The sequence below is a fragment of the Massilia sp. IC2-477 genome (assembly GCF_020707265.1).
Taxonomy (GTDB): Bacteria; Pseudomonadota; Gammaproteobacteria; order Burkholderiales; family Burkholderiaceae_D; genus Telluria.
Map to the genome: position 1 here is coordinate 279965 of NZ_JAJFEQ010000003.1, position 15224 is coordinate 295188.

The window sequence follows — 15224 nt, forward strand, 5'->3', positions numbered from 1 at the left end:
ATGACGTGAACCCTTGGCCTGTCGCGATGACTATCGACTTCGCCAGTGTTTGCAGGCCCGGATCTACTTGGAGCTGACATGAGATCGTCATTTCGGATCGGACTTGCAGTTGCGGTGGCCGGATTCATCGTAGCCGGAGTTGTGACTGCGAACGCGCGTTCTGAGCGAGAAAAACAAGAGGTGGAACGGATCAGTGGAAGAATGAAGACGGTGTGCGTCGGCAGATTTCTGATCGACATGCCTGAAGGAATTCAGATCGGGTGGGGACAGGCGAGGATCGACGGTTTCGATGTTTCGGCATTCGACGAAACAGCGGGGGAGTTCCAGAAGCGAATTGCCGACCGGGAGGCAGAAGTCAGGGCAAAGCCGGACTGGCGCGGCGGCGACAAGAACCTGGAGTCGGCGACGGATGTGAAGACCGACAGTGGCCTTGTTGGACGGATATTCATCCACAGCCGAACGGTGGAGGAGGGAACTCGTGGAAACGGCCTTGGCGGCGTAGAGCGCTATCGTTATGAAGGCATTTCTACCGAAGCCTTGGTGCATGGCCGTGGCATCAGCATTGATCTGTTTTCGGAGGGTCGGGACATCGAGTGGATCGAGGATTTGCCCAGGCTGGTCAACCAGCTGGTGCCGAACCCCGATAACCGTATCCCGTCCGAACCGGGATTCTGCATCGACCGCGCCTATGTCCGCGACCTGCTCAGTGCCGATCAACGCGAACAAATCATGATGTTCGCCCGTCTGCCACATCATCCGGATATTGAGTTCATGTTTATTGTCTCGGCAGGACTCAAGCCCGAGAAGGACGGCGTCCTGGCAAGGAACGAGCTTGCAGACAGTCGGCTGTCGTTAGTCGAACGCATGCGTATTACCAGGTTGCGGGCCGCGCCGCGAAACATTGGTGGCTTGGTCGGGGAGGAACTGGTGGAGCTGGTGGTAGAGGAAAATGAAACACGTGGCCACAGTTTCTGGTGGGAGCTTAACGGGACCGAAGACAATGTTTTTGTCCCACACGTTGTATTCAGAATGAGTACCGGGAACGGCGATCGGAAACCCGTTCCGTCCTCGCTGTCTAACGGCGCAGCACTAGGTCTGTGGGACAAGATATCGTCCAGTATTCGGATTCGGCCAATCGATCACAGTCAGCGTGGAACATCAATGCCGGCATCAGTCGTTGCGAGATAGCGTGTAGCGCCTCTCTGACGGTCATTTGACGTGAATCGCCTGCGTTGTCGCAAAGGCGAACAATCTCATTCCGCTACATTCCATCTTTCCGCACCATGGAGAGCAGGAATGAGCCAAAAACGCTATTACATCCGCGACGGCGCGAAGACCACCGCCGATGGCGTCGTCAAGGCATCCTGCACATTGAGCGCCCAGGATGGCAGGGCGCTCGCCCGCGAAGGCGATCCGGTCGAGTGCCCCGCATGCGGCGAACAGGGCGTCATCCAGTGCGCCGCGCCGCGCCTCCAGGACCAATCCGAAGGCAGGCAGTACGCACTAAGCGACGACCTGTGCCTATGCGGGTGTTCGCCCGCTCCCAAGCTGCTGGCCGACCAGTTCGACGACTTCCAGATCGTCGCCGACAGCCTCCTCGGATAGCGCGTCATCCAGCACGCGGACCGCCGCCCCAAGCAATGCGCTGCGCCATCCTGGCCTTCGTCGCCGGCGCCTGCTGGCTGCAGACACGCGCCGAGCTGCCCGCACCTGAACACATAGCCAGCGCCGTCGTCATCGCACTGCTGCTCTGCGCACTGCGCCGGCATGGCGCGAACATCCTCGGGGCAGCGCTCCTCGGCGCCTCATGGGCTGCCGTACTGGCCCACCTGGCCATCGCCGACGCGCTACCACGCGAGATGGAGGGCCGCGACGTCGCCATCATCGGCACCATCGACAGCCTGCCCCACGAATTCGAGGGCGGCTCGCGCTTCAACGTCCGCATCGAGCGGGTGCTTACACCGCGCGCCACCGTCCCGCGCACCATCGCCGTCTCGTGGTACGGCCAGGTCGCCCCCGCAGGCGGTGCGCAGGAACCAGTGCAGCCGGGCGAACGCTGGCAACTGGTCGTGCGCCTGCAGCGCCCGCACGGCAATGCCAACCCTTACGGCTTCGACTACGAAGCCTGGCTGCTCGAGCAGGGCGTGCGCGCCACCGGCTACGTTCGTCCCGCCGGCCCGCGCAACCAGCGCCTGGATGCCTTCGTGCCGCGCTTTGGCCACGTGGTGGAACGCGCCCGTGCCGCGCTGCGGCGGCACATCCTGCAGCAGCTCGAGGGCGAGCGCTACGCCGGCGTGATCGTCGCCCTGGTCATCGGCGACCAGCGCGGCATCCCGCAGTCGGACTGGGACGTCTTCAACCGCACCGGCATCAGCCACCTGGTGTCGATCTCCGGCCTGCATATCACGATGGTGGCAGGCCTGGCGGCGTGGGCGATTTCCTACCTGTGGCGCCGCTCCTTCTTCATCGATGGCGCCGCCTTGCCCCTGGCGCTGCCGGCCCAGAAGGCGGCGGCATTGGCGGGCGCACTGGTGGCGCTGCTGTACGTGCTGCTGGCGGGCCTCGGCGTCCCGGCGCAGCGCACCTTCTACATGCTGGCGACGGTTGCGGCCGCGCTCTGGTTCGGGCGGGTGGTCGCGCTCTCGCACGTGCTGTGCCTGGCGCTGGCCGTGGTGGTGCTGATCGATCCCTGGGCCGTGCTCGGCGCGGGCTTCTGGCTGTCCTTCGGCGCGGTGGCCGTCATCCTGTACGCGAACCTCGGGCGCGTGCAGATCGAAACCGGCTGGCGCCGCACACTCGCCGTGGCGGCCCGCACGCAATATGCGGTCACCATCGGCCTGGTGCCGCTGACGATGCTGTTGTTCTCTCAGGTGTCCCTCGCCAGCCCGGTCGCGAACGCGATAGCAATCCCGGTCATCAGCCTCTTGGTGACGCCGCTGGCCCTGCTGGGCGCCATGTTGCCGGCGCCGCTGGCCGGCCCCGTGCTCGGCCTGGCGCACCTGGCGGTCGAGCTGCTGGCCGATGCCCTCGCGCTGCTCGCCAACAGCCCGCTCGCAGTGTTGAACGCCCCGGCGCCGCAGCCCTGGATCTTCCTGCTGGCACTCGGCGGCACGGCCTGGATGCTGGCCCCGCGTGGCTGGCCGCACCGCTGGGCGGGAATCGCGGCCTGGGTGCCGATGCTGACCCAGCTGCCGAGCGCGCCGCCCGCCGGCAGCTTCACGGTGACGGCCTTCGACGTCGGCCAGGGCATGGCCCTGCTGGTGGAGACGAGCGGCCACCGCCTGCTGTACGACGCCGGACCCCAGTACGCGCCTGGGGCCGACGCCGCCGGCCGCATCCTGCTGCCGTATTTGCGCGGGCGCGGGATCGGGAAACTCGATGCGCTGGTGGTTTCGCACAGCGACGTCGATCACGCTGGCGGCGCCCGCACGCTGCTGGGCGGCGTCAAGGTGGCACAGGTGCATTCCTCGCTCGCCGCCGGCCATCCGGTCGTGCGCGCGGCCCGGCGCCACAGCCGCTGCAGCTCGGGACAGGGATGGAGCTGGGACGGCGTGCGTTTCGAAATGCTGGGGCCGGCGCCGCCTTCCTACGACGAGCCGGGCCTGAAGGCGAATGCGCGCAGCTGCGTGCTGCGGGTCAGCGCGGCCGGCCGGGCCATGCTGCTGGCGGCGGACATCGAAGCGGCCCAGGAAGCGCAGTTGCTGCAACACGCGCAGGGTCGTTTGCAGGCCGACGTGCTGCTCGCGCCGCACCACGGCAGCGGCACCTCGTCCACCGCGGCCTTCCTGGCGGCGGTCGCACCAACGGTCGGCATCTTCCAGGTCGGGTACCGCAACCGCTACAGGCACCCCAAGAAGGAGGTGTACGAACGCTACGGCAGCCGCGGCATCCGCCGTCTGCGTACCGACGAATCGGGCGCCGTCCTGCTTGCCTTCGGCCGGCAGATCGAGGTCAGCGAATACCGCGCCGGCCGCCGGCGCTACTGGCACGGGCAATAGCGCTCACGCCTGCAAGGGCAGGCTCAGTCGCATTCGCAGCCCGCCGCCTTCGCGCCTGGCGGCGCCGATGCTGCCGCCGTGCGCCGCCAGCACCCGCTGCGCGATGGCCAGGCCCAGCCCATGGCCGTCGACCTTGTTCGGGTGCGCGCGGAAGAAGGGCTGGAACACCGCTTCCAGGTCCGCCTCGGCAATGCCCGGACCGCGATCGAGGACGTCGATATGCGCCTGGCCGCCCGCCGCGTGCAGCACGATCTCGACGCTGCCGCCGCTGCCGCCATGCCGGATCGCGTTACGCACCACATTCTCCAGCGCGCTCCACAGCAGGTCGGGGTCGCCCTGCACGATGATCGGGCCCGGCGCCTGCACCCGGATCGTGGGGACCACCGGACCGGCCTCGAAGCGCGCATCGGCCGCGATTTCGTCGGCCAGTTCGCTCAGGTCGAGCTGTTCCGTCCTGGCCAGTCCAGGGGAGGCTTCGAGGCGCGACAGCGTCAGCAGCTCGCCGACCAGCTTATCCATGCGCATGCTCTCGCGCTCGATGCGGTCGAGCGACGAGCCGATCTTGTCCGGCTGCTGGTGCGCCAGGCCGACCGCCGCCTGTAGCCGCGCCAGCGGCGAGCGCAGCTCGTGCGAGACGTCGTGCAGCAGGCGGCGCTGGCCATCCATCAGGGCGGCTAGCCGTGCGCTCATGCGGTCGAAGTCGCGTCCCAGGTCGCTCAGCTCGTCGCCCGCGCGGCCGCCAGTCGTGAAACGCGGCGCCAGGTCGCCGGCGGCGGCGGCCTCGAAGGCGCTGCGCAGGGCCCGGATCGGGCGCGAGAAATACCAGGCGAGGAGGGCGGCGAACAGCAGGCTGGCCAGGGTGGCGGCGACGATGCCGGCGCCCTGGCTGACGCGATAGCCGAAGCCGGGACCGGGCCCGCGCGGCGAGCCGCCGGCCTGGATGACGCCGGGCGGTGGTCCGCGGAACTGGCGCCGCACGAAGGCGATGTAGTCGGCGCCGTCCGGTCCCGCCAGCCGGCGCACGCCCCGTGTCGCCTCGCCCGAGGCCAGCTGGCGCCGCGCCTCCGCGGCCAGTCCCGGCGGCACCGCACGGCCCAGCAGTTCCTGGCCCAGGTGGTCGAGTACCAGCACCTGGGGACGCTGGAGTTCGCCCAGCATCCCGCGCAGCGCCGGCAGGCCGCCGTGACGCAGCGTTGCCGCAGCCGCGTCGAGCGCGATCCAGGCCGGCGGGCCGGTATCGAGTTCGGCGGCCTGGCTGCGGGCCCGCTCGCGCAGCCAGAAGGCGCTGCCGATGCCGACTGCGGCGGTCACCTGGGCCAGCAGGATACAGAGGAAGAACTTCCAGAACAGGCGGCCCATGCTAGTCCCGGATCAGCTGGTAGCCCTGGCGGTAGATCGTCTGCAGGGGCGAGCGGCCGTCGGCGAGCAGGCCCAGTTTCTGGCGCAGGCTGCTCAGGTGGACGTCGATGTTGCGGTCGAAGCGCGCCAGCGGCCGCCCCAGGCCCTGTTCGGACAGCTCGTTCTTGCTGACGGCGCGGCCGGCGTGGCGCGCCAGCACTTCCAGCAGGTTGAATTCAGTGCTGGTCAGCTCCAGCGTGGCGCCGTCCCAGGTGGCGCGGCGCTGTTCGGGATACATGTTCAGTTTGCCCACCGCGAGCACGGCGCCGGGACCTTCGCCGGCGGCAGGCTGGGTGCGGCGCAGGATGGCGCGCACCCGCGCGGTCAGTTCGCGCGGGGTGCAGGGCTTGGCGACGTAGTCGTCGGCGCCCAGCTCGAGCCCCAGTATGCGGTCGGCATCGTCGCCGCGCGCGGTCAGCATCAGGATCGGGATGCGGCTGGCGGCGCGGATGCGGCGCAGGGCGTCGATGCCGTTCGTCCCGGGCATCATCACGTCGAGCACCGCGATCGCATAGTCGCCGCGCAGGGCTTCGCGCGCCCCGGTCGCGCCGTCGTGGACGCAGGTGGTGCGAAAACCTTCCTGTTCAAGGTATTCGGAAAACATCCCGACCAGTTCGACGTCGTCGTCGATCAGCAATACATGGTTCATGTCAGGAGCATAGCAAATCAGGGGCGCCAGCGCTGTGGCAAAGAGGCCCCATTTACGCGGATTTACATACGGTTTACCCCGTTTTACATGGGCGGCAACGAGAATGCGGCTACCGAAACACAGGAGGATACCAGCATGACCCCGACGCCCCCCAGCGCCCCCGACCACACCACCCTGTCCGACGACCTCGAACGCATGCTGGCCACTGCGGCCAGCCGGCGCCAGTCGCTGCGCTGGCTGTTCGCCGGCGCCGCCGCGATCCCGCTGGCCGGCTGCGGCGGCGGCGCCGATGCCAGCCTCGCCGCTTCGTCATCTGCCGGCACCGGCGGGAGCGCTTCCGCCGGGAGCGCCTGTTCCATCATTCCTGAAGAAACGGGCGGCCCGTATCCGGGCGACGGCACCAACCGCAATGCCAACGGCGTTGCCAATGCCTTGACCCTGTCCGGCATCGTGCGCAGCGACATCCGCGCCAGCGTGGCCGGCGCCAGCGGCGTCGCGCAGGGCATCCCGCTCACCATCCGCCTGCAGCTGGTGAACGTCGCGGCCAACTGCGCAGCCGCGAGCGGCGCCGCGGTCTACCTGTGGCACTGTACCCGCGACGGCGGCTATTCGATGTATTCGAACGGGATCGTGAACGAAAACTTCCTGCGCGGGGTCCAGGAAGCGGACAGCCAGGGCGTGCTCACTTTTCAGACCATCTTCCCCGGCTGCTACGACGGCCGGATGCCGCACGTGCACTTCGAGGTCTATCCCAGCATGTCCAAGGCCAGCAATGCGGCGAACCGCATCAAGACCTCGCAGTTCGCGTTTCCGCTGGCGACCCTGAACGAAGCCTATGCGACGGCAGGCTACGCCACCAGCGTCGCCAACCTGGCGCGCATCAGCTATGCCACCGACAACGTGTTCAGCGACGGCACGGCGCTGCAGATGGCCAGCGTGACCGGCAATCCCAACCAGGGCTATGTGGCCACGCTTACCGTCGGCGTCTCCTACTGAAGCTCAGCCGAAGGGCAGGTAGGCGATGCCGCCTTCCAGCACGCCAGCCAGCGCGGCGACGTTTTCCGGGCTCTGGCTGAACTGGGCCAGGATCTCGGTGGCGCTGGCGCCGCGTTCCATCACCTGCAGCCAGTAGTCGAAGCCGGCCGGGTCGGGCGCGCGGTGCAGGATGTTCTGGTAGATCCGGGTGAGGAAGTCGGCGTGGCTGGGTTTGAGGCCATACATGCCGGTAAACTCGCTGGATGCGATGAAGTTCGCCGCCACGTCCTTCAGGCTGCTGCCGCTTTCCATGCGGCCGATCCAGTAGCCCAGGCCGGCCAGGTCAGGCTCGCGGTTGAAGGCGGCCTGGTACAGGCGATAGGTCTGGGCGGCGATGCCATCGGTGTCGAGGGCGACCATGACATCGTCGAAGGCCAGGCGTTCGATGCCGACCAGGACATCCACGTCCGGCAGCAGCGAGTCGGCCACCGTGACGGCGTCCTTGCCGATGGTGAGCTTGTACTCGGCCCGCTTGCCGGCGTAGGCTGCGACGTCGATCCCGGCTCCGCCGTCGAGCCGGTCGCTGCCGGCGCCGCCGACGAGGATGTCGTGCCCGGCGCCGCCCTCGATCCGGTTGCCGACCTCGTTGCCGGTCAGGCGATCGTTGCCGGCGCCGCCGCGCAGGTTCTCGATCAGACTGCCGAAGTTGACCGTGACCTGGCTCGCCCTCACGATCGAGTCGCCCTTGGCGCCCAGGAAGCTCCAGTAGCCGGGGCGCAGGTCGACCGTCATGCCGCCGCCGAAGGCGCTGCCGTCGAGGGTGTCGCTGCCTGCGCCGTCGGCGATGAAGTTGGCCTGGCCCGCGTCCAGGGTCCAGGTGGTGTCGCCGGCCGCCACTTGACCCGTGGGGCCGTAGATGTAGTGGAGGGCGGCCAGGTCGAGCGCGTTGTACGACAGTTGGTAGTCGCTCGGCGTCACGTTGTACGACATCAGGGTGTGGTGGGCCGCATCCTCCACGCTGCTCAGGAAGGGACCGTCGCCGCTGTTGCCGACCGAGTCTTCATGCGCGAAGGGGTGTTTGAGCCCGAGCGCGTGCCCGATCTCGTGCATCAGGACCGCGGCGCCGAAATTGCCGCTGGTCGGCGCCATCACCTCGCGCAGGTCGGCATTGAGCATCACCAGGCGGTTGCTGGCGTAGCCCGATGAATTTTCCTGCTGGTTGTTGGCCAGTACCAGCACGCCTTCGCCGTCGAGGGAGTCGGTTTCGCGGAACTGCACGTTCGCCACGCTGCTGATGTACTCGAAAGCCTTGCGGGTGAGGGCGCGCTGGGCCTCGTTGAAGGTCTCGAAACCCTTCTTGTCGTGCTCTTCGAAGAAGGCGGCCGGCTGCTCGGCGAAATGGTAGTCGATGATCCGGGCCGCGCCGAGCAGGCGGGCCGCAGGCACCTGCACCGCCAGCGCGGCGATCCAGTTCGGGAGCTTTTGCACGCCCGCGGCCCAGGTCCAGTTCTCGACGCTGCCCACCGGCAGGACCCAGTCGGCGTAGATGGTGCCGCGGTCGTTGCCGCCTTCGTCCCAGACCTGGTCCAGGGCGCTGCGCACGGAATACACGTCGTCACCCAGGCCGCCGGCCAGGCGGCTGATGCCGGCGCCGCCGTCGAGGGTGTCGTTGCCGGCGCCACCGACCAGGGTGTCGTTGCCGCTGCCGCCCAGCAGGAGGTCGTTGCCGCCGCCACCCGACATGCCGTCGTTGCCGGCGCCGCCCATCAGGACGTCGGCCCCGTCATCGCCGTAGATGGTGTCGTTGCCGTCGCCGCCGTCGAGGGTATCGCCCAGCAGGTCGGGGCTGAACTCCTCGGTGGCCGGGTCCCATGGGCGGCCGCTTTGCAGGATATCGTCGCCCGCGCCCCCCTGCAGGGAATCGCGGCCGCCGGCGCCATACAGCGTGTCGTTGCCGTCCCCGCCGAGCAGCATGTCGTTGGCGACGCCGCCCTGCAGCAGGTCGTTGCCCTTGCCGCCGTCGAGGATGTCGCCCTTGTCGTCGGGGCGCCAGGCGCCGGTCGCGGGATCGCGGAGCAGGCTGCTGTAGAGCTTGTCGTCGCCGTCCAGGCCCATCAGGATGTCGCTGCCGCCCGCTCCGTAGAGCTTGTCGTCACCGCTTGTGCCGACCATGTCATCGTTGCCCGCGCTGCCCGAACGCTCGATTCCCGCCAACGCCATATTGCTTCCCTGAAAGTTCAATGTTGCAAATGCTAGCATTGGAATTTCTGTAAGGAAATATTTTTTCGTGCTAAAGGAAGAGATTACGCAGGGCGCATGGTGCTTGCGCCAGTAGGCGTTTCCCTCTAAACGGGGTTCGCGGCCGCGCCTCTTTCATTACAATGGCCCTTGTCATTCAAGCTACCCGCCTTTCATGAGCAAACCCCTGCTGCATTTCTCCCACGGGAACAGCTATCCCGCCGGCACCTACAGCCGCCTGTTCCAGGCCCTCGGCGAGCACTACGAGGTGCGCGCCCACGACATGTACGGCCACGACCCGCGCTTTCCGGTCGGGGACGGCTGGCATGGCCTGGTGGAAGAGCTGATCCATCACCTGGAAAAGTACGAGCAGCCGCCGATCCTGGTCGGCCATTCGCTCGGGGGCATGCTCAGCATGATGGCGGCCAAGCAGCGCCCGGAGCTGGCGCGCTGCGTGGTGATGCTCGATTCGCCGGTCGTCGCCGGCTGGCGCGCCTTCCTGTGGAAGCTGGTCAAGCGGCGCGGCCTCGGTTCGCGCTTTTCGCCCGCGCGCTTTTCCGAGCGGCGGCGCAATGTCTGGCCGGACCGTGCGGCGGCCTACCAGCACTTCATCGCGAAGCCGATGTTCCAGGCCTGGGCCCCGGGTGCGCTCGACGACTACCTCGAGCACGGCTTGAGCCAGCATCCGGAAGGCGTCCAGCTGCGCTTCGACCGCGAGGTCGAGACCCTGATCTACAACACGCTGCCGCACCACATGGGGAAGATCCTGCGCGAGCCTTTCCCGCTGCCGATCGGCTTCATCGCCGGCACCAGCTCCGAAGAGCTGCGCCAGGCCGGGCTGGACGCCACCCGCAAACTGGTCGGCAAAAACCTGGTGATGATCGAGGGCGGGCACCTGTATCCGCTCGAGAAACCGCAGGAGACGGCGCGCCTCACGCATGAGATGATCGAGCGGCTGTTGCCGGCAAAGGTGCCGGAGGCGGTCATTTAGCGTAAAATCGCGGGATTGATTTTTTGGAATGTCGACAATGGCTATCAAAAGCGATAAATGGATCCGCCGCATGGCGGAAGAGACCGGGATGATCGAACCTTTCGAGCCGCGCCAGGTGCGCGAGTCGGACGGCCGTCGCGTCATTTCGTGGGGCACCTCCTCGTACGGCTACGATATCCGCTGCGCGGACGAGTTCAAGGTCTTCACCAACATCAACAGCACCATCGTCGACCCCAAGAATTTCGATTCGAATTCTTTTGTGGACGTGAAGAGCGATGTCTGCATCATCCCGCCGAATTCCTTCGCGCTGGCCCGCACCATCGAATACTTCCGCATCCCGCGCAACGTGCTGACCGTCTGCCTGGGCAAATCGACCTACGCGCGCTGCGGCATCATCGTCAACGTCACGCCCTTCGAGCCCGAGTGGGAAGGCTATGTGACGCTGGAATTCTCGAACACCACGCCGCTGCCGGCCAAGATCTACGCCGGCGAAGGCTGCGCCCAGGTGCTGTTCTTCGAATCCGACGAAGTCTGCGAGACTTCGTACAAGGACCGCGGCGGCAAGTACCAGGGCCAGCACGGCGTCACGCTGCCGAAAACCTGATTCATTTTTTCGTGCTAGCCTGTCAAATATGAATCATATTGATGGGTCCAAGTCCCATGGCTGACTGCTGCAGCGGCGGCTGCTCTGCGAGCAAACCGCCGGTCGATCCCCGCTACCGGCGCATCCTCTGGATCGCGCTCTGGGTCAATGCGCTGATGTTCGGCGTCGAACTCGTCGCCGGCTGGGCCGCGGGTTCGGTCGCGCTGCTGGCCGATGCCGTCGACTTCCTGGGCGACGCCGCCAACTACGGCATCTCGCTGTTCGTCCTTGGCCTGGCGCCGATCTGGCGCTCGCGCACCGCGCTGGTGAAGGGCGCGACCATGGGCGGCTACGGCGTCTTCGTGCTCGGCACCGCCATCTGGCACCTTCGACTCGGCACCGTGCCGAAGGCGGAAACCATGGGCGCGGTCGGGTGCCTGGCGCTCATCGCCAACTGCTCGGTGGGTGTGCTGTTATGGGCCTACCGCCATGGCGATGCCAACATGCGTTCGGTGTGGCTGTGCACCCGCAACGATGCGATCTCGAACCTGGCCGTGATGCTGGCGGCGCTGGGCGTGTTCGGGCTAGGGTCCGGTCTGCCCGACCTGCTGGTGGCCAGCATCATGGGCCTGCTCGGCCTGTCGGCAGCGTACTCCGTGATCACGCACGCGCGTCGCGAGATGCGCGAGGATGCGGCGGCGGCGCCACAGACCGCGGCGGTCGAACTCAAACGCCGCTAGCGCCTTGCCCGATATGCAGGCGTAAAAAAAGGGGCTTGCGCCCCTTTTTTTGCTTACGCGTCCTGCTTCACGCAATCCACGAAGTAGCCCCGCTTGCCATCCACCTCGCGCTTGACCAGGCCGTGCACGTCGGTCTCGAAGCCCGGGAAGCGCTCGTTGAAGTCGCGCGCGAAGCGCAGGTAATCCACGATGGTCTTGTTGAAGCGCTCGCCCGGGATCAGCAGCGGAATGCCCGGCGGGTAAGGCGTCAGCAGGATCGCGGTGATGCGGCCTTCGAGTTCGTCGATCGCGACGCGTTCGATCTGGCGGTGCGCCATCTTGGCAAACGCATCCGACGGCTTCATCGCAGGCACCATGTCCGACAGGTACATCTCGGTGGTCAGGCGCGCCACGTCGTACTGCTTGTAGAAGTTGTGGATGTCGGTGCACAGGTCGCGCAGGCCGCGGTTTTCATAGCGCGGGTTGGCCGCGGCGAAGTCCGGCATCACCTGCCACACCTGCTTGTTGCGGTCGTAGTCGTCCTTGAATTGCTGCAGCGCGGTCACCAGGGTGTTCCAGCGGCCCTTGGTGATACCGATGGTGAACATGATGAAGAACGAGTACAGGCCGCACTTCTCGATGATCACGCCGTGTTCGGCCAGGTACTTGGTCACGATCGAGGCCGGGATGCCGGTCTCGCCGAACTTGCCGTCCAGGGACAGGCCCGGGGTCACGATGGTCGACTTGATCGGGTCGAGCATGTTGAAGCCCGGCGCCAGCTTGCCGAAGCCGTGCCAGTCGTCTTCGGCGCGGATCATCCAGTCCTTCTGTTCGCCGATGCCTTCCTCGCCTTCGACGTCCGGGCCCCAGACCTTGAACCACCAGTCTTCGCCGAACTCGGCGTCGACCTTCTTCATGGCGCGGCGGAAGTCGAGCGCTTCCAGGATCGATTCCTCGACCAGGGCGGTGCCGCCCGGCGCTTCCATCATGGCGGCGGCGACGTCGCAGGAGGCGATGATCGAGTACTGGGGCGAAGTCGAGGTGTGCATCAGGTAGGCCTCGTTGAAGGCGTCCTGGTCCAGCTTGACGGTTTCCGATTCGCGCACCAGCACCTGCGAGGCCTGCGACAAACCTGCGAGAAGCTTGTGCGTCGACTGGGTCGAGAAGATCATCGACTGTTTGGCGCGCGGACGGCCTTCGCCGATCGCGTGCATGTTCTTGTAGAAGTCGTGGAAGGCCGCATGCGGCAGCCAGGCTTCGTCGAAGTGCAGGGTGTCGATCTTCCCGTCCAACATTTCGCGCAGGGTCTCGACGTTGTACACCACGCCGTCGTAGGTCGACTGGGTGATGGTGAGGATGCGCGGCTTCTTGTTGGCGGCTTCGCGCGCGAACGGGTTGGCCTCGATCTTGCGGGCGATCGACTCCGGGGTGAACTCTTCCAGCGGGATCGGTCCGATGATGCCGAGGTGGTTACGGGTCGGCATCAGGAACACGGGGATGGCGCCGCACATGATGATCGAGTGCAGGATCGACTTGTGGCAGTTGCGGTCCACCACCACGATGTCGCCCGGCGCCACTGTGCTGTGCCAGACCATCTTGTTCGAGGTCGAGGTGCCGTTGGTGACGAAGTAGCAGTGGTCGGCGTTGTAGATGCGGGCGGCATTGCGCTCGGACTTGGCCACCGGGCCGGTATGGTCCAATAACTGGCCGAGTTCCTCGACCGCGTTGCAGACGTCGGCGCGCAGCATGTTCTCGCCGAAGAACTGGTGGAACATCTGGCCGACCGGCGACTTCAGGAAGGCGACACCGCCCGAGTGGCCCGGGCAGTGCCACGAATAGGAACCGTCGTAGGCGTAGTTGACCAGCGCGCGGAAGAAGGGCGGCGCCAGCGAATCGAGATAGGCCTTGGCTTCGCGGATGATGTGGCGCGCCACGAATTCCGGGGTGTCCTCGAACATGTGGATGAAGCCGTGCAGCTCCTTCAGGATGTCGTTCGGGATGTGGCGGCTGGTACGGGTCTCGCCGTAGATATAGATCGGGATGTTCGCGTTCTTGTGGCGGATTTCCTTGACGAAGGCGCGCAGGCGGGTCAAGGCGAAATCGATTTCCTCGGCCGAGCCGCCGCCGAATTCCTCGTCGTCGATCGACAGCACGAAGGCGGAGGCGCGCGACTGCTGCTGGGCGAACTGGGACAGGTCACCGTAGCTGGTCAGGCCGACCACTTCCATGCCTTCCTGCTCCATCGCGGCCGCGAGTGCGCGAATGCCGAGACCGGAGGTGTTCTCGGAACGGAAGTCCTCGTCAATGATGATGATGGGGAAACGAAATTTCATGGACAGCTCCAAAGCGAAGCGCCGTGGAAGCGCCAAACCCGGATGGGCTTGTGCGCCGGCCACGGCACCGGAAAAAAGAGGAAACGGATTTTCGCAGAAATTAAGCGCGCCGGTGCAATTTTTTTGCGACTCTAGCCACGAAGCCTAACCAGTGCGCGCAATCCTTGGCGCACTCTAGCTGGCAAGCCGGCGCCCGACCCGCCGGAAGGCCTCGGTCAGGCCGGCCGCGCCGACCGCCGCCATCAGCGGACCGGCCGAGAACGGCATCGGATCGGCCTGGATCGCGGCAAAGAAGGCCAGCGTGACGCCGAAGGCGGCCACCGCGCTGGTCAGGGTCAGCAGCCAGGTGCGGCGCGAGAGCAGGGTGATCGCGGCCAGCGAGATCGCGATCTGCTGGGCCACCGAGGCGGCGGCCCACTGGCGGTGGCGGTGCAGTTCTTTCTCGGACAGGGCGTTCCACTCGTTCGAGACGGCCTCGAAGCGCTCCGCTTCCTTGCGGATCGCTTCCTTCTCGGCCCCGTAGCGCCGCATTTCTTCGCGGTAGTGCCCCTGGTCGACGCCGGGCAGGCCGGCGGCCAGTTCGGCCAGGTTCTGGCGGCTGGTCTTGGCCTGGTAATGGCCCCAGGCATTGGCTGCGCTGGTCTTCTCGATGGCGGCATTGCTCTTGTACAGGGCCGCGTTGTTGTGCGACGCGCTGCCGATGAAGCCGAACATGGTGCCCATGGTGGCCAGGATGGCGATCAGGACGGCTACCTTGCCGGCAAAGTTGTCTCCGCCCCGCGAGCCCGGGGTGCGAATGGCGTGGTCCGTCATGGTCAGCGTTCCTTGCGGGTATAGGTGACGAAGGCGTAGCCGTAGCCGCTCGCCTCGGAATGATGTGTTTCGCGCGCGGTCTCCTGCCACAGGGCCGGGTCGATCGGCGGGAAGAAGGTGTCGCAGCGGAACACGTGGTCGATCTCGGTGACGATCATGCAGTCAGCCAGGTTCATGGATTCGCTGAAGATCTGGGCGCCGCCGATGATGCTGGCCGCTTCGCCATCCAGCTGCGCGATCGCGTCCTGCAGCGAAGCGGCGACCTCGACGCCCTCGGCGCGCCAGTCGGGATTGCGGGTGACGACGATGTTGCGGCGCTTGGGCAGCGGGCGGCCGATGGAGTCGAAGGTCTTGCGGCCCATGATGATCGGCTTGCCCAGCGTGACGCGCTTGAAATGGGCCAGGTCTTCCGGCAGGTGCCAGGGCAGCTGGTTGTCGACGCCGATGCCGCGCTGGGCGTCGATCGCCACCACCAGGGTCAGGCGTGGATCGGCCTCAGGCTTCACGCTGCCTCCCGCAAGCACCGG

General features: G+C 66.5%; 13 protein-coding genes. 7 read left to right on the forward strand and 6 right to left on the reverse strand.

All coding sequences use genetic code 11. The features are described from left to right. The first annotated feature begins 78 nt into the window (after positions 1 to 78). From LK542_RS07435 to LK542_RS07445, 3 genes are all read left to right on the forward strand, one after another. Positions 79 to 1188 carry a T6SS immunity protein Tli4 family protein gene (locus LK542_RS07435; protein WP_227811398.1) on the forward strand — a complete coding sequence of 370 codons (1110 nt, stop codon included), beginning with the start codon at positions 79 to 81 and terminating at the stop codon, positions 1186 to 1188. A gap of 108 nt (positions 1189 to 1296) precedes the next feature. Further along, entirely contained in the window at positions 1297 to 1605 is a 309-nt protein-coding gene (locus tag LK542_RS07440; protein WP_227811399.1) for a PAAR domain-containing protein, read from the forward strand. Positions 1606 to 1640: 35 nt separating this feature from the next. Then, a complete protein-coding gene (locus LK542_RS07445) occupies positions 1641 to 3998 on the forward strand; it encodes a DNA internalization-related competence protein ComEC/Rec2 (protein WP_227811400.1) in 2358 nt (785 codons plus the stop codon). A gap of 3 nt (positions 3999 to 4001) precedes the next feature. On the opposite strand, the gene LK542_RS07450 is transcribed toward LK542_RS07445, so the two are convergent. Both LK542_RS07450 and LK542_RS07455 read right to left on the reverse strand, forming a co-directional pair. Next, the gene (locus LK542_RS07450; RefSeq protein WP_227811401.1) at positions 4002 to 5357 is read right to left on the reverse strand and encodes an ATP-binding protein; all 1356 of its coding nucleotides are present in this window, start codon (positions 5355 to 5357) and stop codon (positions 4002 to 4004) included. 1 nt (position 5358) lies between these two features. After that, entirely contained in the window at positions 5359 to 6045 is a 687-nt protein-coding gene (locus LK542_RS07455; RefSeq protein WP_227803128.1) for a response regulator transcription factor, read from the reverse strand. Positions 6046 to 6180: 135 nt separating this feature from the next. Here LK542_RS07455 and LK542_RS07460 point away from each other — a divergent pair, with 135 nt between their 5' ends. Then, positions 6181 to 7041 carry an intradiol ring-cleavage dioxygenase gene (locus LK542_RS07460; RefSeq protein ID WP_227811402.1) on the forward strand — a complete coding sequence of 287 codons (861 nt, stop codon included), beginning with the start codon at positions 6181 to 6183 and terminating at the stop codon, positions 7039 to 7041. A gap of 3 nt (positions 7042 to 7044) precedes the next feature. On the opposite strand, the gene LK542_RS07465 is transcribed toward LK542_RS07460, so the two are convergent. After that, entirely contained in the window at positions 7045 to 9240 is a 2196-nt protein-coding gene (locus LK542_RS07465) for a DUF4214 domain-containing protein (protein WP_227811403.1), read from the reverse strand. A gap of 193 nt (positions 9241 to 9433) precedes the next feature. Between LK542_RS07465 and LK542_RS07470 the strand changes: the two genes are divergently transcribed. The 3 genes from LK542_RS07470 to LK542_RS07480 are packed head-to-tail and all read left to right on the forward strand — an operon-like array spanning position 9434 to position 11572. Next, complete coding sequence (locus LK542_RS07470) at positions 9434 to 10249, forward strand: alpha/beta fold hydrolase (protein ID WP_227811404.1); 816 nt, start codon at positions 9434 to 9436, stop codon at positions 10247 to 10249. Between the two features lie 37 nt (positions 10250 to 10286). After that, positions 10287 to 10853, forward strand: a complete 567-nt coding sequence (gene dcd / locus LK542_RS07475; RefSeq protein WP_036247129.1) for a dCTP deaminase — start codon at positions 10287 to 10289, stop codon at positions 10851 to 10853. A 56-nt stretch (positions 10854 to 10909) separates the two neighbouring features. Beyond that, on the forward strand, positions 10910 to 11572 hold the full coding sequence (locus LK542_RS07480) for a cation transporter (RefSeq protein ID WP_227811405.1): 663 nt from the start codon (positions 10910 to 10912) through the stop codon (positions 11570 to 11572). Between the two features lie 53 nt (positions 11573 to 11625). Here LK542_RS07480 and LK542_RS07485 read toward each other — a convergent pair whose 3' ends face one another. From LK542_RS07485 to LK542_RS07495, 3 genes are all read right to left on the reverse strand, one after another. Then, a complete protein-coding gene (locus LK542_RS07485) occupies positions 11626 to 13884 on the reverse strand; it encodes an arginine/lysine/ornithine decarboxylase (protein WP_227803124.1) in 2259 nt (752 codons plus the stop codon). Positions 13885 to 14058: 174 nt separating this feature from the next. Next, positions 14059 to 14697, reverse strand: coding sequence for a DUF4337 domain-containing protein (locus LK542_RS07490; protein ID WP_227803123.1), 639 nt, complete (start codon positions 14695 to 14697; stop codon positions 14059 to 14061). Between the two features lie 2 nt (positions 14698 to 14699). Then, on the reverse strand, positions 14700 to 15203 hold the full coding sequence (locus LK542_RS07495; RefSeq protein ID WP_227811406.1) for a dihydrofolate reductase: 504 nt from the start codon (positions 15201 to 15203) through the stop codon (positions 14700 to 14702). Positions 15204 to 15224 lie beyond the last annotated feature (21 nt).

Bases quoted from the DNA above. Each gene is read 5' to 3' on its own strand.
- LK542_RS07435 (WP_227811398.1), top strand. From the start codon at position 79: ATGAGATCGTCATTTCGGATCGGACTTGCAGTTGCGGTGGCCGGATTC.
- LK542_RS07440 (WP_227811399.1), top strand. From the start codon at position 1,297: ATGAGCCAAAAACGCTATTACATCCGCGACGGCGCGAAGACCACCGCC.
- LK542_RS07445 (WP_227811400.1), top strand. From the start codon at position 1,641: ATGCGCTGCGCCATCCTGGCCTTCGTCGCCGGCGCCTGCTGGCTGCAG.
- LK542_RS07450 (WP_227811401.1), bottom strand. From the start codon at position 5,357: ATGGGCCGCCTGTTCTGGAAGTTCTTCCTCTGTATCCTGCTGGCCCAG.
- LK542_RS07455 (WP_227803128.1), bottom strand. From the start codon at position 6,045: ATGAACCATGTATTGCTGATCGACGACGACGTCGAACTGGTCGGGATG.
- LK542_RS07460 (WP_227811402.1), top strand. From the start codon at position 6,181: ATGACCCCGACGCCCCCCAGCGCCCCCGACCACACCACCCTGTCCGAC.
- LK542_RS07465 (WP_227811403.1), bottom strand. From the start codon at position 9,240: ATGGCGTTGGCGGGAATCGAGCGTTCGGGCAGCGCGGGCAACGATGAC.
- LK542_RS07470 (WP_227811404.1), top strand. From the start codon at position 9,434: ATGAGCAAACCCCTGCTGCATTTCTCCCACGGGAACAGCTATCCCGCC.
- dcd (WP_036247129.1), top strand. From the start codon at position 10,287: ATGGCTATCAAAAGCGATAAATGGATCCGCCGCATGGCGGAAGAGACC.
- LK542_RS07480 (WP_227811405.1), top strand. From the start codon at position 10,910: ATGGCTGACTGCTGCAGCGGCGGCTGCTCTGCGAGCAAACCGCCGGTC.
- LK542_RS07485 (WP_227803124.1), bottom strand. From the start codon at position 13,884: ATGAAATTTCGTTTCCCCATCATCATCATTGACGAGGACTTCCGTTCC.
- LK542_RS07490 (WP_227803123.1), bottom strand. From the start codon at position 14,697: ATGACGGACCACGCCATTCGCACCCCGGGCTCGCGGGGCGGAGACAAC.